Origin of the sequence: Phenylobacterium sp., from assembly GCF_031984885.1 — a bacterium.
Classification (GTDB): domain Bacteria; phylum Pseudomonadota; class Alphaproteobacteria; order Caulobacterales; family Caulobacteraceae; genus Phenylobacterium.
The window spans coordinates 136,230-153,978 of the sequence record NZ_DAMABV010000003.1; the positions used below are offsets into that span (position 1 = coordinate 136,230).

The following is a 17,749-nucleotide window of genomic DNA, read 5'->3' on the forward strand; positions in this document are numbered from 1 at the left end:
AATTTCGACCTAGCTGGTTTCCAGCGTTTCACGCGTACCCATGAGGCCTACCGATGAGCGGCGCCGAAGTTCTGGACGTCGGTCGCGACGCCATTTGGCTCACCATCCAGCTCTGCGCGCCGATCCTGATCGTCGGCCTGGTCGTGGGGGTGGGCATCGGCCTGATGCAGGCCCTGACCCAGATCCAGGAAGCCACCCTGGTCTATGCGCCGAAGATCGTGGCGATCTTCCTGTCGCTGCTGCTGTTCCTGCCGCTCATGGGGGCGCTGATGAGCGGCTTCATGCGCCAGATCGCCGCCCGCATCGCGGCGATGTAGCGGCCGCCCGGCCGCTCCCATGGAAAGCTTCGCCGCCGCCAATCAAGTCTACGCCGCTGGGCTGATCTTCGCCCGGGTGGCGGCGATCGTCATGCTGCTGCCCGGGCTCGGCGACAACAGCGTGCCGCCGCGCATCCGCCTCTCCTTCGCCTTCCTGATGTCGCTGATGCTGATGCCGGTGATCGCCAAGGGCATGCCGGTGCCGGGCGCGGTGTCGGGCGTGGCCAGCGGCGTCATCAAGGAAGTGCTGATCGGCCTGATGATCGGCACGATCCTCAAGCTGTTCCTCTCCTCGCTGTCGACGGCGGGCGAGATCATCTCGATCCAGACCACCCTGGCCTTCGCCCAGACCGCCGCGCCGGGCCAGGCGCAGCCCTCGACGACGCTGGGCACCTTCCTCGGGCTGATCGGGGTGACCCTGATCATGGCCACCGACCTGCATCACATGTTCCTGGCCGCCATCGTGCGCTCGTATGCGCTGTTCCCGTTCAGCCGCGACCTGGCCATCGCCGACAGCGGGCAACTGGCCGTGCAGACGGTGGCCGGCTCGTTCCGCCTGGGCCTGCAACTGGCCGCGCCGGTGGTGGTGTTCTCGGTGATCTTCAACGTCGCCGCCGGCCTGGTCGGGCGGGTGATGCCGCAGTTCCAGGTCTTCTTCGTCGTCACCCCGCTGATCGTGCTGCTGGGCCTGTCGATCTTCGCGCTCAGCCTGGGCGTCATCGGCATGGTCTGGCTCAACCGCTATCGCGAGCTGGTCTCGCTGTTCCTGGGCTAGGTCATGGCCGACGAACAGGACGCAGCCTCCAAGACAGAAGAGGCGACACCCCAGAAGCTCCAGAAGGCGCGGGAGAAGGGGGATGTCGCCAAGACCCCGGACCTGGCCACCCTGGCCTCGTTCGCCGGCGCCGCTGCGGTGATCGCCATCGCCGGCGGCTGGATGTCGCGCAACCTGGCGTCCGAGCTGCTGCCGTTCATCGCCCACCCCGACAACATGAACCTGGAGGGGCACGGCGCGATCGAGGTGGCCCGCCTGGCGGTCCGGGCCGCCGCGCCGTTCCTGCTGAGCGTCATGATCGTGGCGGCGCTGATGGGCGCGGCCGGCAACCTCGTCCAGACCGGGCTGATGTTCACGCCGGCGAAGATCAAGCCGGACTGGAAGAAGGTCTCGCCCATGGGCGGCCTCAAGCGGATCCTCGGGCCGGACGGCCTGATGCACTTCTTCAAGTCGCTGGTGAAGATCGCCATGGTCGGCTGGGTCGGCTGGGTGGTGATGAAGCCCTACATCCACCCGCTGAAGGAGCTCGCCGCCCTCGACCCGGCCGCCATGTTGCCGCTGATGGTCGAGATCCTGCGCAAGCTGGTGTTCGCCACCGCCGCCCTGATGCTGGTGATCGCCGGCTTCGACTGGTTCTGGCAGCGCCAGCGCTTCCTCAAGCGCATGCGGATGACCAAGGAAGAGCAGAAGGAAGAGTTCAAGAACACCGAAGGCGATCCGCACTTCAAGGCCAAGCGCCGCCAGATCGCCATCCAGCGGTCGCGCCGCCGGATGATGGCCGCGGTGCCGAACGCCACCATGGTGGTCATGAACCCGACCCACTACGCCGTGGCGCTGCACTACGAGGCCGGCGAGGCCGCCGCGCCTCAGTGCGTGGCCAAGGGCATGGACGCCGTCGCCCTGAAGATCCGCGCCCTGGCCGAGGAGCATGGCGTGCCGGTGATCGAGGACCCGCCCCTGGCCCGCGCGCTCTACGCCGCGGTCGAACTGGACGACTTCATTCCGCCCGCCCACTACGAGGCCGTGGCCAAGCTGATCGGCTTCATCATGCAGAGCAGCGCCCGCGTGACCGCAAAGGCCCGGCGGCCCTGATAAATATGAGAACATCGCGTGACTGATTCGCCGGAGGCGCAGGCCTCCCCGTTCGAAATCAACCGGGACCGTCCCATGGCCAAGCCCAAGACGCAGGACCGCGCGGCGCGCCGCTTCGACCCGATAACGGCGATGGCCGTGCTGTGCTTTCTCGCCGCCGTGGGCTTTGCGGCGGTGCCGGCGTTCGACGCCGGGCCGGCGACGCGGGCCGGGGTGATGCTGCTGATCGGCCTGTTCGGCGTGGCCTGCCTGGGCCTCTTCGCGCTGCGCAACTCGGCCGAGCCGGCCGTGGCGGGCGAGCCGGGGGCCGACACCGTGGTCGACGCCCTGACCGAGCCGGCGGCGATCGCGGCCGCCGACGGGCGCATCCACGCCGCCAACGCCGCCTGGCGCTCGCTGCTGGGCGCGGCCGCGCGCCTGCCCAAAGGCGGCTCCTCGGCCGCCAGCCTGTTCTCGGCCCTGACCGCGGCGCGGCGCGGCGAGACGGCCCAGGCCTCGATCCGCAACAACGGCTCCGAGCACTCGGCCACGGTCGCCCCGCTGGGCGAGCGCCGCTTCCTGGTGCGCCTGGCCGAGACCCCGCCCCTGGCCCTGCCGCCCGCCGCCGCCGAAGTCCTGCAGGCGTTCAACAGCGCCAAGCCGCCGCCGCCCAAGGTGCTGGACGCGTTCGCCGCCGCCTCGCCCTTCGGCGCGGCCCTGCTGGACGGCGAGGACCCGTTCGAGGCGACGATCATCGAGGCCAATCCCGCCCTGGCCGGCCTGGCCGGCGGCGGGGCCAGCGGCGCGCGCTTCGGCGATCTGGTCGACGCCGCCTCGCGGGCCGATGCGGCGCAGAAGCTGGCCGAGGGGCATGTCGGGGCGCTGGAAGTGCGCCTGGCCCACGATCCGGCCAAGATCGCCCACCTCTATCTCTCGCGCGGGGAAGGGCGCTGGGTCGCCTATCTGGTCGACGTCTCCGAGCAGAAGCAGATCGAGCTGCAGCTCTCGCAGAGCCAGAAGATGCAGGCCATCGGCCAACTGGCCGGCGGGGTGGCGCACGACTTCAACAACCTGCTGACCGCGATCTTCTTCCAGCTCGACGTGCTGGCCCAGCGCCACCCGGTCGGCGATCCCTCCTACGAGGGGCTGAACGAGATCCGCTCGACCTCGACCCGCGCCGCCGACCTGGTCCGCAAGCTGCTGGCCTTCTCGCGCAAGCAGACCGTCCAGCGCGAGACCCTCGACCTGGGCGAACTGATCAGCGAGTCCGAGGTGCTGCTGCGCCGCGTGCTCTACGAGGACGTGAAGCTGGAGACCGAGTACGGGCGCAACCTGCCGCACGTGCGCGCCGACCGCAGCCAGATCGAGACGGCGGTGATGAACCTGGCCGTCAACGCCCGCGACGCCGTGCGCGCCCATGGCGGGGGCGTGGTCCGCATCCGCCTGGCCCGCCTGAGCCAGGACGAGGCCCAGGCCCAGGGCTATCCGGCCGCCAAGGGCGACCAGGCGCTGATCGAGGTGTCCGACGACGGTCCCGGCATCCCGCCCGAGGTCATGGACAAGATCTTCGACCCGTTCTTCACCACCAAGCCGGTGGGCGAGGGCACGGGCCTGGGCCTGGCCACCGTCTACGGCATCGTCAAGCAGTCCGACGGCTGGATCAGCGTCGCCTCCAGGCCGGGCGAGGGCGCGGCCTTCCGGATCTTCCTGCCGGTCCACATCCCGACCGCCGCCGCCCCGGCCCCGACGCCGGCCGCCAACCGGGCGCCGCCCAAGGCGCGCGACCTGTCCGGCGCCGGCCGCATCCTCTTCGTCGAGGACGAGGACGCCGTGCGCACCGTGGCGGCCAAGCTGCTGCGCGCCCGCGGCTACGAGGTGATCGAGGCCGGCTCGGGCGAGGAAGCGCTGGAGCTCGCCGAGTTGCATGCGGGCGAGATCGACCTGATGATCTCCGACGTGGTCATGCCGGGCATGCAGGGCCCCGACCTGCTCAAGCACGCCCGCGTCTACCTGGCCGGCGCGCCGGTGATGTTCATCTCCGGCTATGCCGAGGCCGAGTTCTCCAACCTGCTGGAGGGCGAGGAGAACATCTCGTTCCTGCCCAAGCCGATCGACATCAAGACCCTGGCAGAGCGCGTGAAGCAGGAACTCCAGAAGGCGGCGTGACGTTCTGCGCGGATTGGCCTTGAAGGGGGCGTCAGTGCTAAGCGGTGGCCATGCAGGGAATTGAGCGCGAGATCACCGACCGTCTGAACCAGACGCTCCGGGCCGACGAGAACGTCTTTCACAAGTTCATCGACGCGGCGGGGGACCTGGCCGTGAACCTCGTCGTCGCGGTCCTGATCCTCACCGTCACCTGGTGGGCGGCGGGATGGGCTTCGCGCCTCGTCCGCCGGCTGATCGCGCGCGTGCACGGCGGCGGGCCGCCGGACGTGACCTTGCAGGGCTTCGCCGGATCGGCGGCGCGCTACCTGGTGATGGTCGTCGGCGTCATCGCGGTGCTGCAGCAGTTGGGCGTGCAGACCACCTCGATCCTGGCGGTGCTGGGCGCCGCGTCGCTGGCCGTGGGCCTGGCGCTGCAGGGCACGCTCAGCAACGTCGCGGCCGGCGTCATGCTGCTGCTGTTCCGGCCCTACCGCGTCGGCGACGTGATCGAGGTGGCGGGACGCACCGGCACGGTCCGGGCCCTCGACCTGTTCGTCACCGAACTGACCACGCCCGACAACCTCAAGGTCGTCCTGCCCAACGGCAAGGTGTTCGGCGATGTGATCGTCAACACCAGCTATCACAGTCGCCGCCGCGTCGACTCCGTGATCAAGATCGACCTCAAGCGCGACGTCGCCGGGCTGATGGCCGCGCTGAAGGAACGGGCCGACGCCAATCCGCTGGTGCTGAAGGACCCGGCCCCCCAGGTCGAGCTGACGGCGATGTCGGAAGCCTTCGTGGAGCTGACGGTGCGCAGTTGGGTCGAGGCGCAGGATTTCGCGGCGGTGCGGGCCGACATGATGCTGGCCGGCCGCCTGCTGGCCGACGGCGCCGAGCAGTTGCCGGCCTTGCCGGCGCCGCGCGCCAAACCGGCGGCCGCGCCGAAGAAGAAGCGCGCGCCGCGGCTCAGCGAGCGCCTGCGCGTCAAGCCCTGAGGATCGCCCGCGCGGCGTGGACGCCGGTGGCGAAGCACGCCTGCAGCAGGTAGCCGCCGGTCGGGGCCTCCCAGTCCAGCATCTCGCCGGCGACATGGACGCCCGGAACCGCGCGCAGCATCAGGTTCTCGTCCACCGCGGCCTGCTCGACGCCGCCGGCGGAGGAGATCGCCCGGTCCAGCGGCCGCATGGCGCCGAGCCGCAGGGGCGCGGCCTTGATCGCGCGGGCCAGCGCGCCCGGCTCGCGCGGCAGCTCGACCCCGTGGGCCTCGCGCAGCAGGTTGATCTCCAGCGGCGAGAGGCCGGCGGCCTTGCGCAGCAGGTTCGTCGTCGACTGGCCGCCAGGCGCGCGGTGCAGCCGGTCGGTCAGCTTGGCGCGGCTGAGGTCCGGGGTCAGGTCGATCTCCAGCGTCGCGGCGCCCTGGTCGGCCAGGGCCTCGCGCAGGTCGGCCGACAGGGCGTAGACCGCCCCGCCCTCGATCCCGTACGCGGCCACCATCGCCTCGCCGCGGACGGTGCGGCCTTTGAAGCTGAGCGCGATGTTCTTCAGCGGCGCGCCGGCGAAGCGCTCGGCGAACATCTGGCTCCAGGCGACGTCGAACCCGCTGTTGGCGCTGCGGAACGGGGCCATGGCCACGCCCTTGCCGGCCAGCATCGCGGCCCAGGCGCCGGTCGAGCCGAGCCGTGGCCAGCTCGCCCCGCCCAGGCCAAGGATCGTCGCGTCGGGCGCGGCGGTTTCGATGGCGCCGTCCTGGGCCGCGAACACCAGCTCGCCGGCCTCGTTCCAGCCCTGCCATTCACGCCGCAGCCGCAGGTCCACCCCCTGGTCGGCCAGCCGCGCGAGCCAGGCCCGCAGCAGGGGCGAGGCCTTGAGCGCCTTGGGAAACACCCGGCCGCTGGAGCCGACGAAGGTCTCCTGGCCCAGGCCCTCGGCCCACGCGATCAGGTCTGACGGGCCGAACGCCTCGATCATCGGGGCCAGCCACCCGGCGGCCTCGCCGTAGCGGCCGACGAAGGCCGGCAGGTCTTCGGAATGGGTGAGGTTGAGCCCGCCGCGGCCGGCCATCAGGAACTTGCGCCCCAGGGTCGGCATGCGGTCGTAGACGGTCACGCGCGCGCCGGCGGCGCTCAGGGTCTCGGCGGCGATCAGGCCGGCCGGGCCGCCGCCGATCACGGCGATGGTCTTGGACGAGGTGGACATCGGCGAGGTCAGAGGCCCTTCCGCCGCAAATGTCCAGCCTCAGGGCGCGAAGCTGGACCGGGCCTTGACGCCCCAGTGGCCGTTCTCGCAGGTGATCACATAGATCGAGTCAAACCCGCCGATCACGCTGCCGTCCTTGCGGTAGCGGGTGAAGCGGGTGTCCAGATGCACCTTGTCGGGCCCCGCATGGATCACCTCGCGCCGCTCCCAGGCCGAATGGTCCCAATCCGACAGCGGGCCTTTCTCGAACATCTGCGGCTGGTGATAGCCGGGCTCGATCACGGTCAGGGTGTTGGAGGCGAGCCGCACGCTGGGGAAGTTGAAGGTCTTCTCGAAGGCGGCCAGGTCGCGGGCGTTGAACGCGGTCATGAAGGCGTCGGTGACCGCCAGGGCGGCGGCGATCTCGGTTTCGTAGTCAGGCATCACATCTCCCTTTGCAGAGGCAGCTTGGCACGTTTATTTCTGCGGCGCTTGCGCCCTGGAGCACGATTTCCGCGTTGTAAGGCTTGCCGTAGACGCTTGCTTGGCCTCTAAGGCGCGCCCGCGCTCTTTTTTGTGTGTGGCGCGAACCTTCAAGGACGACCATGGCCTTCCCCGACATTCATCCCGCCTTGGCGCGCGCGCTCGCGAGCCAGGGATACGAAGACCCCACCCCCGTACAGGCCGCCGTGCTGACCGAGGAGGCCGAGGGTCGCGACCTGCTGGTCTCGGCCCAGACCGGGTCCGGCAAGACGGTGGCGTTCGGCCTCGCGGCCGGCCCGACCCTGCTGGGCGCCGAGCAATGGTTCGGCCAGGCGGGGCCGCCGCTGGCCCTGGTCATCGCGCCCACCCGCGAACTGGCCATCCAGGTCAGCCGGGAGCTGGGCTGGCTCTACGGCCAGTCCGGCGCGAAGGTCGAAACCTGCGTCGGCGGCATGGACCCGCGCCGCGAGCAGCGGGCGCTGGCCGCCGGCTGCCACATTCTGGTCGGCACGCCCGGCCGCCTGAAGGATCACCTGGAGCGCGGCAATCTCGACCTCGGCGCCCTGCGCGTCCTGGTGCTCGACGAAGCCGACGAGATGCTCGACATGGGCTTCCGCGAAGACCTCGAGGAGATCCTCGACTCCTCGCCGGTCGACCGGCGCACCCTGCTGTTCTCGGCCACCATCGCCAAGGACATCGCCGCCCTGGCCAAGCGCTATCAGCGCAACGCCCTGCGCATCGACACCGTGCGCCGCGACGAGCCGCACGGCGACATCGAGTATCGCGCCATCCGCGTCGCCCCCAACGAGGTCGAGCTGGCGGTGGTCAACGTCCTGCGCTTCTTCGAGGCGCAGGGGGCGCTGGTGTTCTGCAACACCCGCGAAGGCGTGCGCCACATGCACGCGGCCCTGCGCGAGCGCGGCTTCGCCGTGGTCGGCCTGTCGGGCGAGCTGGGCCAGCGCGAGCGCTCCGAGGCCCTCCAGGCCCTGCGCGACGGCCATGCCCGCGTCTGCGTGGCCACCGACGTCGCCGCCCGCGGCCTGGACCTGCCCGACCTTGGCCTGGTGATCCACGCCGACCTGCCGATCAACAAGCCGGCCCTGCTGCACCGCTCGGGCCGCACCGGCCGCGCCGGCCGCAAGGGGACCTCGGTCCTGCTGGTGCCCTACACCCGCCGTCGCAAGGCCGAGCAACTGCTGGCCTCGGCCGGGGTCGACGTCCACTGGCAGGGGCCGCCGACCGCCGACGAGATCCGCGCCAAGGACCAGGCCCGGATGCTGGAGGACCCGATCCTCACCGAGGCGCCGGCCGAAGAGGACCTGGCCCTGGCCCGCCTGGTGCTGGAAACCCGCAGCGCCGAGCAGGTCGCCGCGGCGCTGATGCGGCTCTACCGCCAGCGCCTGCCCGCGCCGGAAGAGCTCTATGACGACGCGCGGATGCGCGACGCCCAGGCCCGCGACCGCGAGCGCCCCCAGCGCGGCGATCGCTGGGAGCCGTCCGATCGCGACGACGGCCCGGTCGGCCGCCCGCCGCGGCTGGCGCCCGAGGACGTCACCTGGTTCCGCATCACCGTGGGCCGCGCCAAGAACGCCGATCCCAAGTGGCTGATCCCGATGATCTGCCGCCTGGGCCACATCACCAAGAAGGACATCGGCTCGATCCGCATCTTCGACCGCGAGACGAAGTTCGAGATCGCCAAGGAGGCCGAGGCCAAGTTCGCCGCCGCCGTGAAGGCGACGGTCGACGACGAGATCAAGATCGAGGCGTCGGGCCCGCCCGGCGGCCCGACCTCTCCGCCGCGCGGCGGGCCGCATCGCAAGGGACCGCCGAGCGCAGACCGGCCCTTCCGCAAGGGACCGCCCGGCGAGGGCAAGCCGCCGTTCCGCAAGGGCGCGGCCGGCGAGGACCGTCCGCCGTTCCGCAAAGGCCCCCCGCGCGAAGGCGGCAAGCCCGCCTTCAAGGGGCCGCCCGGCTCGCCCGGTCCCAAGGCCGGCAAGCCGCCGTGGAAGAAGAAGGGCAACGACCAGCGCAACTAGGCGTCTTGGTCTGGTCACAAAATCAGTCCTAGGCTCTGATGGCGTAGTTCCCTCGTCCCCGCCCGCGGCGGGGCAGGGGACGGGTCCAGGGTGAAGGCGATGCGGACGAGCGAGCCTGAGCATGAGGGACGCCGACGGACGCTGCGGATCGTGGCGCGCTGGATTCCGGCCGCGCTGCTGATCGGCGCCGCCGTCGCGCTCTACGCCAGCGGCCTGGCCGCCAACATCTCCTTCGACAACATCCAGGCCAACGAGATCCGGCTGCGCGGCGAGGTGGCCGCCGCGCCGGTCGCGGCGCTCCTGGTCTTCATCGGGCTCTACGCCGTGGCCACCGGGGCCTTCGTGCCCGTGGGCCTGGTGCTGATGCTGGCGGGCGGGTTCCTGTTCGGGCCGCTGGTCGGCACGGCGGCGACGATCGTCGGCTCGACGCTCGGCGCGATCATGACCTATCTGGCGGCCCGGTACGCGGCCGGCGACCGCGTGCGCCGGTTCCTGACTAAGGGGCGGTTTCGCAAGCTGATCGTCGGGTTTGAGCGCGCGCCCTTCACATACCTGCTGACCCTGCGCCTGGTGCCGCTCAGCCCCTTCGGTCTGGTCAACCTGGCGGCCGGCTGCGCGCGCACGCCGTTCCGGGCCTATGTCGCGGCCACCGCGGTCGGGGCGGTCCCCTATTCGCTGATCTACAGCTATCTGGGTGCGGGGCTCGGCCAGGCCTTTCTCGGCGACCCGACCCCCGACGCCTCCGTGCTGCTGCGGCCGCAGGTCGCCCTGCCGCTGCTGGCGCTGGGGGCCTTGAGCTGGCTGACCAGCCGGCTGAAACGCCGCCGCGCAGCGGTCTAGCGCTCGACTCCTCGCCGCGCGCGGGCTCATGATCCCTCGCCTCAGGGAAGGAAGCCTCATGCCGACCAATCGTCAGTGGATCCTGCGCAACCGCCCGGCCGGAGAGATCGGCCCTGACGACCTGGAGCTGGTCGAAACCGTGACGCCGGAGCTGAAGGACGGCGAGGCTCTGGTCCGCAACATCTACCTCTCCCTCGATCCGACCCATCGCATCTGGATGAGCGACCAGGAGCAGTACCTGCCGCCGGTGCGGATCGGCGACGTCATGCGCGGCGGGACGATCGGCGTGGTGGAGCAGTCGCGCGACGCGGGGCTGCCGGAAGGGACCATCGTCAACGCCGGCCTCAGCGGCTGGCAGGACTACTCGGTGGTCCACGAGGGCGTGGCCCGGCGGGTGCCGCACCTCAGCGGGATGCCCCTGACCGCCCACATGAGCGTGCTGGGGGCCACCGGCCTGACCGCCTATTTCGGGCTCAACGACATCGGCAAGCCCCAGCCGGGCGAGACCGTGGTGGTGTCGGCGGCGGCCGGCGCGGTCGGCTCGATCGTCGGCCAGCTCGCCAAGCTCCAGGGCTGCCGGGTGATCGGCATCGCCGGCGGCCCGGAGAAGTGCCGCTGGCTGACGCAGGAACTCGGGTTCGACGGGGCGATCGACTACAAGGCCGAGGACGTGAGCGCGGCGCTCTCGCGCCTGGCCCCCAACGGCGTCGACATCAATTTCGAGAACGTCGGCGGCGAGGTGATGAACGCCGTCATCGGCCACATGAACAACTACAGCCGCATGCCGCTGTGCGGGATGATCTCGACCTACAACGGCGAGGGGCCGATCCCGGGGCCGACGGACTTCGGGCGGGTGCTGATGCGCCGGATCCTGATCAAGGGCTTCATCGTCATCGACTATCTGCCCCGCGCGTCCGAGGCCTTGTCCGAGCTGGAGCCCCTGGTCGCCAGCCACCAGCTCAAGTGGAAGGTCCACGTGGTCGAGGGGCTGGAGAACGCCCGCGCGGCGCTGGGCCGGCTGTTCACCGGCGATCACGACGGCAAGCTGCTGGTCCAGGTCTCGTCTGAGCCCCGGAACGCCTGACTGCGGCGGGGGCGGACGCTAGGCCACGACCCCCAGCGCCGCCAGCGCCCGCTCGCGGCTGGCCTTGTAGTCGACCTTGCCGTTGGGCGCGCGGCCGATGCTGGCGACCACCACCAGCTCCCGCGGGGCCTTGTAGGCCGCCAGCCGGGAGCGAACGTGCGCGGCCAGGTCGTCGAGGGTCGGCGGGCCGGCGTCCGGCTCGGGCTCGACCACCGCGCAGATGCGCTCGCCGAACCGTGCGTCGGGCACGCCCACGACCACGGCGTCGCGCACCGCGGGATGGGTCTTCAGGGCCTCCTCGACCTCTTCGGGGAAGACCTTCTCGCCGCCGGTGTTGATGCACTGGCTGCCGCGTCCCAGCAGCTTCAGCGTGCCGTCGGCGTTGACCTCGGCCCAGTCGCCCGGAACGCTCCAGCGCTGGCCCTCCATGATCCTGAAGGTCTTGGCGCTCTTTTCCGGGTCCTTGTAGTAGCCGACCGGCAGGAAGCCCGAGACGGCGACCAGGCCGCGCTCGCCCGACCCTGGCTCGGCCCGGCGGCCGTCCTCGGTGAACACCGCGCAGTTGGGGCCCAGCATGAAGGCCGCGGTCGCCGCCTCCGCGCCCGGCGCCGAGGCCGAGGCGCCCAGGCCCACGGCCTCGGACGACCCGAACGAGTCCATGATCATCGCGTTGCGCGCGTGGCTCAGCAGGCCGCGCTTGTTCTCCTGGCTCCACATCGAGCCGGACGAGCTCATGGCCTTGACGTTCGACAGGTCCCAGCGGCCGGGATTGGCCTCCAGCGCCTCCAGCATCGGGGTCGAGAAGGCGAGGCCGACGATGACGATGTTGTCGGCCTTCAGCCGAACGGCCTCGTCCCACAGCTCCATGGCGTTGAAGTTGCGCGAGGGCAGGCTGGCGACCGTGCCGCCGATGTTGAGGGTGATGAAGGCCGAGAACTGGCCGGTGCCGTGCATCAGCGGGCAGCAGACCAGGGTCATGGGCGGCGGATAGGCGCCGATCCGGCCGTTGACGTCCTCGGGCCGTTCCAGCGGCGGCAGGCCCATCAGGGCGTGGCCCCCCGCGCCGATCACGTTGAACAGGTCGTCCTGGCGCCACATGACGCCCTTGGGCATGCCGGTGGTGCCGCCGGTGTAGAGCAGCACCAGATTGTCGGGCGAACGGCCCCAGGGGGCCTGGAACGGGCGCTGGGGCGGCGGCGCGGCGACGACCGTCTCGTAGTCGTCGGCCCAGGCGGGGACCGGGCGGCCGGGCTCGGCGACGGCGATCCAGCGCTTCACGCTCGGCAGCCTGGCGCGCAGCGGCTCCAGGGTGTCGGCGAACCCGGCGTGGAAGACCACGGCCTCGGCGTCGGCGTTGTCGAACAGGTAGGTCAGTTCGTCGCCGCCGTAGCGATAGTTGGTGTTGAGCGGCGCCATGCCGGCCTTGAAGGCGGCGTAGTAGGTCTCGAGGTACTCAGGGCCGTTGTAGAGATAGGCGGCGACCTTCGCGTCGGCCGAAAGCCCGCTGGCGACCAGGTGCGCGGCGAGGGCGTCGGCGCGGGCGTCGAACTGGCCCCAGGTGACCACGCGCTCGCCCTGCACCAGGGCCGGATGGTCAGGCTGTTTGGCGGCGATCGCCTCCCAGACGGCAGCGAATGTCCACGCGCTCACCACGTCTCCTCCCACGCTCTTTGTATTTTGGGAGGAAGTTGGGGGTCACGCGCCGCCGGGTGTCAACATTGACCCCAGGGCAGGGGCTAGGCGGCCCGCGCCAGGCCCCGGACTTCGCGGAACGAGACCAGGCGCTGGGCCGCTTCGTCCCACAGCGCCAGGCGCGCGTTCTTGAAGCTGCCCCACAGGTCGATGCGGCTGACGTCCTTCAGTTCCGGATGGTCCTTCAGCACCTGCGGCAGGCGGTAGAAGGGGATGCGGCTGGACAGGTGGTGCACGTGGTGGATGCCGATGTTGGCGGTCAGCCAGCGCAGCGGCTGGGGCAGGTCATAGTGCGAACTGCCGTGCAGGGCGGCTTCGTCGCGCTTCCAGTCCTTGTTCCGGGCCCAGGCGACGCCCTCGTACTGGTGCTGCACGAAGAACAGCCAGACCCCGATGGTGGCGGCGATGACCATGGTGGTGAAGTTGACCAGGATCACCGGCGTCACGCCCAGCAGCCACATCATCAGGGCGACGCCGGCGGCGACCAGGGCGGTGTTGCCGAGCGTCGAGACCCAGGGCCGCCAGCCCTCCTTCATCAGGCCGATCGGCACGCGCTGCTGCAGGAAGAAGACGAAGGTGGGGCCCAGGCCGAACATCACCGCCGGGTTGCGATAGAGCCGGTAGCCGAGCCGCTTCAGCGGCGAGAGGGCCAGGTATTCCTCCACGGTCAGCATCTCGATCACCCCCAGGCCCCGGCGATCGAGGTTGCCGGAGGTGGCGTGGTGCATGGCGTGGGTTCGCCGCCAGTAGTCATAGGGCGTCAGGGTGAGCAGGCCGATGGCGCGGCCGACCCAGTCGTTGGCGGCCTTGTCCTCGAAGAACGAGCCGTGACCGCAGTCGTGCTGGATCATGAACAGCCGCACCAGGAACATCGCGGCCGGGACGCTGAGCAGCAGGGCCAGCCACCAGAGGCCGAAGTGGAACGCCGCCCAGCCCAGCCCCCAAAGCGCGGCCAGGGCCGAGGCGGTCAGCACCAGCTCAAAGAGGCTGCGCGACAAGCTCGGGCGCTTGTATTCGGTGAGCTTGCGGCTCCAGTCGGCGGGCTTGGGGTCGGTCACGTGGTCCAGGTTCCGTCACGGGCGGTGTGTTCCTGACGTCAGAATGCGGTGGTTCTGCGACAGCGCTTTGAAAGTCCGGTTTCGCATTACGGCGAATTAACAGGGCGCGCCATGCCCATAACTTGTCGGAGGCTCGGCGGCGCCCGTAGGGTCGCGTCACTTTGTGACATTTTGGGGGGCGGACATGCACAGTCGCCGACAGCTACTTCTTTCCGCGGGCGCGATGCTCGCCCTCGGCGGTTGCGCCACCAGGGCTGCTGCGCCTGCACCGGCTCCGCCCGCGCCGCCGCCGGCCCCGGACGCCAGCGCGCAACTGAACGCCTTCCTCGAGAAGATCTTCGAGCAGGCGCTGGACGATTCGCCGCAACTGGTCACCGGCCTTGGCCTCGACAAGGGCGACCGCGCCCAGGCCAAGTTCAAGCTGGATGACGCCTCCCTGGCCGAGAAGGCCAGGGCCAAGGCGCTGAACACCGCGCAGCTCGCCGAACTGAAGGCCATCGATCGCTCGCAGCTCTCGGGCATGGCGGGCGTGAACTACGACAGCGTGCTGTTCAACCTGGAGACCGCAGAGGCCGCCGACCAGCGGTTCGACTACGGCTATCTGGGCGCCGGCCAGCCCTACATGATCTCCCAGCTCACCGGCGCCTACCAGTCGACGCCGGACTGGCTGGACAACCAGCACCGCATCGAGACCAAGGAAGACGCCGACGCCTATCTGTCGCGCCTGGCCGACTTCGGCGCGGTCATCGACCAGGAGGTCGAGCGCGCCCGCAAGGACATCGCCGCCGGCGTCGTCCCGCCGGACTTCATCATCGCCCGCGCCCTGCCGCAGATGCAGAACATGCTGGTCCAGCCGCAAGCCTCGGGCCTGGTGACCTCGGTCGCCCGGCGCGCCAAGGAGAAGGGCATCCCCGGCGACTATGCCGGCCAGGCCGCCAGGATCTATGCCGAGAAGGTCGCGCCGGCCCTGGAACGGCAGATCGCCTTGTTCAAGGAGACCCAGGGCAGGGCCTGGCACGACGCCGGCGTCTGGCGCCAGCCCGACGGCGAAGCCTATTACGAGCACGCGCTGCACGGCTCGACCACGACCCGGCTCACCGCCGACGAGATCCACGACATCGGGCTCGATCAGGCCAAGGCCCTGCAATCGCGGGCCGACGTGCTGCTGCGCGGCCAGGGCCTGACCAAGGGTGGCGTCGGCGAGCGGATCCAGGCGCTCTACAAGGACAGGCGCTACCACTACCCGAACACCGATCCGGGCAAGGAAAAGCTGATCGCCGACCTGATGGAGATGGTGGCCGCGACCACCAAGCGCCTGCCGGACTATTTCGGGACGCTGCCCAAGGCGCCGTTGCAGATCAAGCGCGTGCCCAAGGAGATCGAGGCCGCGGCGCCGGGCGGCTACTACAACCAGCCGAGCCTGGATGGCTCGCGCCCGGGAATCTACTGGATCAACCTGCGCGACACGGCCGAGTATCCCAAGTGGGCGCTGCCGACGATCACCTATCATGAGGGCGTGCCCGGCCATCACCTGCAACTGTCGCTGCAGCAGGAAGCCGACCTGCCGATGATCCGCCGCGCCACCTTCCTGTCGGCCTATGGCGAGGGCTGGGCGCTCTATTCCGAAGAACTGGCCCGGGAGATGGGGGTCTATGACGGCGATCCGCGCGGGGAGATCGGCTACATCCAGTCCTCGCTGTTCCGCGCCGCGCGGCTGGTGGTCGACACCGGCATGCACGCCAAGCGCTGGAGCCGCGAGAAGGCGATCGAGACGATGAACGAGATCAGCGGCACGCCGACCACCGCCTCGACCACCGAGATCGAACGCTATGTCGTGTGGCCGGGCCAGGCGTGCAGCTACATGGTCGGCAAGCTGGAATGGCTGCGCCTGCGGGCCAAGGCCAAGGCGGCCCTGGGCGAGCGCTTCGACATCCGCCAGTTCCATGACGCCGGGCTGCTGTCGGGGGCGATGCCGCTGACCGTGCTGGAGGCGGTAGTGGACCAGTACGTGGCGTCGGCCCGCGGCTGATGCTCAGGCGAGCCGGCGGTAGAGGCGTTCGGCCTTGCCGCCGGCGTCGTAGGTTCCGACGTCTACGAGGCCAAGCTTCTCCAGCACCCGCTGCGAGCCGGCGTTCGCGGGATGCACGCAGGCGGCCAGCGCCGGCAGGCGCAGGGTCTTGAAGGCGTGGTCGACGAGGCGCGCTGGCGATCGGCCGGCCAGATCGCCCCCAGCTATCGTATCACCTGCGGATCGCTGTTGATGGCGATGCTGGCGTCCAGGTCGCTCATCCGCCTTGGCCGCAGGTGCAGGCGGGCGGTCTCGAAGCGCGTCATCAGCCCCAGCCGTCCACCGCCCCCATGCGGCGGGCGGCGGGTTTGGCGATCACGGCGGCGGGCGGCGGGCGGAAGTCCGGCTTGTCGCTGGGCGCGCCGTAGAGCCAGCCCTGGGCGAAGTCGACGCCGGCGCGGCGCACCGCGTCCTCGGCCTGAGCGTTCTCGACCATTTCGGCGATGGTGCGGACCTTCAGCTCGGCGCACATGCGCACCAGGTGGCGGATGAACGTGCTCTCGCGCCCGCCATGCTGCAGTTCGCGGATGTAGCGGCCGTCGATCTTGACGATGTCCAGGGTCAGTTGCTGCAGATAGGCCAGGGACGCGGCGCCGGCGCCGAAGTCGTCCAGGCAGATCATGCAGCCTTCCTGGCGCAGGGTGGAGAGGTGGCGGTCGGCGAGGGCGAGGTCGTCGATCGCGGCGCTCTCGGTGATCTCCAGCAGCAGCCGCCCGGCGACGCTGGGGGCCTTGGCCAGCATCTGCCGGATCGCGGTGATGAAGGCGGGGCTGACGATCGTGCGGCCCGAGACGTTGGCCGCCAGCTTCAGGTCGGGCTCCGCCGCCAGCCGCGCGACCGTCTCCTCGACCACGGCGATGTCGAGCGGCTCGATCATGTCGAGCTCCTCGGCCATGCGGATCATCGGATAGGGGCTGGCGCTGTCGCCGAAGCGGACCAGGACCTCGTAGTGATGCAGCGCCGAGCCGGCCTTCAGGTCCACCACCGGCTGGTAGACCAGGCGGAAGCGCTTGTCGTTGACCGCCGCCCCCAGGACCCCGACGTCGGCCAGGGTCTTCTTGATCGAGCGGTCGACCATGTCGTTGAGGTCGAGGGGGCCGCCGTCCTCGACGCCCTCGCTGATGAAGTTGTCCAGCGCGTAGCGGATCGCCCGCGCCAGTTGGGCGGGCGAGGCCGTCGATTGCAGCGACATCAGCCGCGCATGGGCCTGCAGCGCCGGATCGCGATCGGCGTTCACCAGGGCGATCAGCCGCTGGACCAGGGCGTCGACGCCCTCGCCCTTCTGGCGTACCAGGGCGAAACGATCGGCGCCCAGGCTGGCCGCGGCCGAGCCGCCGTGCGACTGCGAGCGCAGGCCGCCGATCAGCCGTTGTTCCAGCGCCAGGAACGCCTCGGCGCCCAGGCGCTCGCGCAGCGCGGCCAGGCCGCCGAACTCCAGGAAGGCCATCTCCAGTTCCTGGCCGGTGGCGCGGGCCGCCTCGATCAGGGCGCTGGTCGCGGTCTCGAAGGCGGCCTTGTCGTGCAGGTCATGGGCGCTCTTGGCGGCCGCGCGGCTGAAGGCGCAGGACACCGCGCCGCCATTGGCGGGCATCTTGAAGGCGCTCATCGTGGCCGCGCGCTCGTCGGCGGAGCCACCGCCGGTCAGGCCGACCACGACCGGCCCGCCGCGGCGTCCGTCCTTGAGGCCGCTGAGCAGCGCCTCGACCATCATGCGGTCGCGCGGGTCGATGAAGTCGCGCCAGGCCCGGCCGACCAGATCCGTCTCCGGCGCCCCGGACAGGGCCTCGCTGGCCCCGATGGCGAGGCTGATCTGGCCATCCGGAGCAAGCTCCAGCAGGAGGTCCGCGCTCGCGAAGGCGAAGCCGAGCAGGCGCTGGGGAGCTAACGACAAAGAGAAGGTCTCCATCCCGCATGGGGAGCAACAGCCTCCGTCGGCCCGATTAATTTCGGGTTGAGAGCGGTGTTCGCCATATGCGCGCCAAACCGCTAGGCTTTCACGGCTCGA

Annotated in this window: 15 protein-coding genes; 9 read left to right on the top strand and 6 right to left on the bottom strand. The window is 70.4% G+C overall.

The annotated features are described in order from the left end of the window. The first annotated feature begins 53 nt into the window (after positions 1-53). From fliQ to RTL41_RS06395, 5 genes are all read left to right on the top strand, one after another. Positions 54-317: a flagellar biosynthesis protein FliQ gene (gene fliQ / locus RTL41_RS06375; RefSeq protein ID WP_312162490.1), complete on the top strand. Its 264-nt coding sequence runs from the start codon at positions 54-56 to the stop codon at positions 315-317. Between the two features lie 19 nt (positions 318-336). Then, entirely contained in the window at positions 337-1,092 is a 756-nt protein-coding gene (gene fliR, locus RTL41_RS06380; protein ID WP_312162492.1) for a flagellar biosynthetic protein FliR, read from the top strand. A gap of 3 nt (positions 1,093-1,095) precedes the next feature. After that, positions 1,096-2,184 (top strand): flagellar biosynthesis protein FlhB, encoded by a 1,089-nt coding sequence (gene flhB, locus RTL41_RS06385; protein ID WP_312162494.1) that lies wholly within the window; start codon positions 1,096-1,098, stop codon positions 2,182-2,184. Between the two features lie 75 nt (positions 2,185-2,259). Then, on the top strand, positions 2,260-4,329 hold the full coding sequence (gene cckA / locus RTL41_RS06390; protein WP_312162900.1) for a cell cycle histidine kinase CckA: 2,070 nt from the start codon (positions 2,260-2,262) through the stop codon (positions 4,327-4,329). Positions 4,330-4,379: 50 nt separating this feature from the next. Beyond that, on the top strand, positions 4,380-5,303 hold the full coding sequence (locus RTL41_RS06395) for a mechanosensitive ion channel (protein WP_312162496.1): 924 nt from the start codon (positions 4,380-4,382) through the stop codon (positions 5,301-5,303). On the opposite strand, the gene RTL41_RS06400 is transcribed toward RTL41_RS06395, so the two are convergent. Both RTL41_RS06400 and RTL41_RS06405 read right to left on the bottom strand, forming a co-directional pair. After that, complete coding sequence (locus tag RTL41_RS06400; RefSeq protein ID WP_312162498.1) at positions 5,293-6,504, bottom strand: TIGR03862 family flavoprotein; 1,212 nt, start codon at positions 6,502-6,504, stop codon at positions 5,293-5,295. The two genes, RTL41_RS06395 and RTL41_RS06400, sit on opposite strands and share 11 nt — an antisense overlap. Positions 6,505-6,543: 39 nt before the next feature. After that, on the bottom strand, positions 6,544-6,927 hold the full coding sequence (locus tag RTL41_RS06405; protein ID WP_312162499.1) for a hypothetical protein: 384 nt from the start codon (positions 6,925-6,927) through the stop codon (positions 6,544-6,546). Between the two features lie 161 nt (positions 6,928-7,088). Here RTL41_RS06405 and RTL41_RS06410 point away from each other — a divergent pair, with 161 nt between their 5' ends. From RTL41_RS06410 to RTL41_RS06420, 3 genes are all read left to right on the top strand, one after another. Continuing rightward, on the top strand, positions 7,089-9,002 hold the full coding sequence (locus RTL41_RS06410; protein ID WP_312162501.1) for a DEAD/DEAH box helicase: 1,914 nt from the start codon (positions 7,089-7,091) through the stop codon (positions 9,000-9,002). Between the two features lie 150 nt (positions 9,003-9,152). After that, the gene (locus RTL41_RS06415) at positions 9,153-9,842 is read left to right on the top strand and encodes a VTT domain-containing protein (RefSeq protein WP_312162502.1); all 690 of its coding nucleotides are present in this window, start codon (positions 9,153-9,155) and stop codon (positions 9,840-9,842) included. A 58-nt stretch (positions 9,843-9,900) separates the two neighbouring features. Further along, positions 9,901-10,926 carry an NADP-dependent oxidoreductase gene (locus tag RTL41_RS06420; protein ID WP_312162503.1) on the top strand — a complete coding sequence of 342 codons (1,026 nt, stop codon included), beginning with the start codon at positions 9,901-9,903 and terminating at the stop codon, positions 10,924-10,926. A gap of 18 nt (positions 10,927-10,944) precedes the next feature. On the opposite strand, the gene RTL41_RS06425 is transcribed toward RTL41_RS06420, so the two are convergent. Beyond that, positions 10,945-12,576: an acyl-CoA synthetase gene (locus tag RTL41_RS06425; RefSeq protein WP_312162506.1), complete on the bottom strand. Its 1,632-nt coding sequence runs from the start codon at positions 12,574-12,576 to the stop codon at positions 10,945-10,947. Positions 12,577-12,662: 86 nt separating this feature from the next. Continuing rightward, positions 12,663-13,676 carry a fatty acid desaturase gene (locus RTL41_RS06430; protein WP_312162507.1) on the bottom strand — a complete coding sequence of 338 codons (1,014 nt, stop codon included), beginning with the start codon at positions 13,674-13,676 and terminating at the stop codon, positions 12,663-12,665. A 184-nt stretch (positions 13,677-13,860) separates the two neighbouring features. Between RTL41_RS06430 and RTL41_RS06435 the strand changes: the two genes are divergently transcribed. Then, the gene (locus RTL41_RS06435; protein ID WP_312162508.1) at positions 13,861-15,705 is read left to right on the top strand and encodes a DUF885 family protein; all 1,845 of its coding nucleotides are present in this window, start codon (positions 13,861-13,863) and stop codon (positions 15,703-15,705) included. 3 nt (positions 15,706-15,708) lie between these two features. Here the strand turns inward: RTL41_RS06435 and RTL41_RS06440 are convergent, their stop codons facing one another. Both RTL41_RS06440 and RTL41_RS06445 read right to left on the bottom strand, forming a co-directional pair. Next, on the bottom strand, positions 15,709-15,912 hold the full coding sequence (locus RTL41_RS06440) for a GNAT family protein (RefSeq protein WP_312162902.1): 204 nt from the start codon (positions 15,910-15,912) through the stop codon (positions 15,709-15,711). A 97-nt stretch (positions 15,913-16,009) separates the two neighbouring features. Beyond that, complete coding sequence (locus RTL41_RS06445) at positions 16,010-17,635, bottom strand: EAL domain-containing protein (protein ID WP_312162510.1); 1,626 nt, start codon at positions 17,633-17,635, stop codon at positions 16,010-16,012. Between the last annotated feature and the right edge of the window lie 114 nt (positions 17,636-17,749).

Coding starts and splice junctions, on each gene's coding strand:
- fliQ (WP_312162490.1), top strand. CDS start 54: ATGAGCGGCGCCGAAGTTCTGGACGTCGGTCGCGACGCCATTTGGCTC.
- fliR (WP_312162492.1), top strand. CDS start 337: ATGGAAAGCTTCGCCGCCGCCAATCAAGTCTACGCCGCTGGGCTGATC.
- flhB (WP_312162494.1), top strand. CDS start 1,096: ATGGCCGACGAACAGGACGCAGCCTCCAAGACAGAAGAGGCGACACCC.
- cckA (WP_312162900.1), top strand. CDS start 2,260: ATGGCCAAGCCCAAGACGCAGGACCGCGCGGCGCGCCGCTTCGACCCG.
- RTL41_RS06395 (WP_312162496.1), top strand. CDS start 4,380: ATGCAGGGAATTGAGCGCGAGATCACCGACCGTCTGAACCAGACGCTC.
- RTL41_RS06400 (WP_312162498.1), bottom strand. CDS start 6,504: ATGTCCACCTCGTCCAAGACCATCGCCGTGATCGGCGGCGGCCCGGCC.
- RTL41_RS06405 (WP_312162499.1), bottom strand. CDS start 6,927: ATGCCTGACTACGAAACCGAGATCGCCGCCGCCCTGGCGGTCACCGAC.
- RTL41_RS06410 (WP_312162501.1), top strand. CDS start 7,089: ATGGCCTTCCCCGACATTCATCCCGCCTTGGCGCGCGCGCTCGCGAGC.
- RTL41_RS06420 (WP_312162503.1), top strand. CDS start 9,901: ATGCCGACCAATCGTCAGTGGATCCTGCGCAACCGCCCGGCCGGAGAG.
- RTL41_RS06435 (WP_312162508.1), top strand. CDS start 13,861: ATGCACAGTCGCCGACAGCTACTTCTTTCCGCGGGCGCGATGCTCGCC.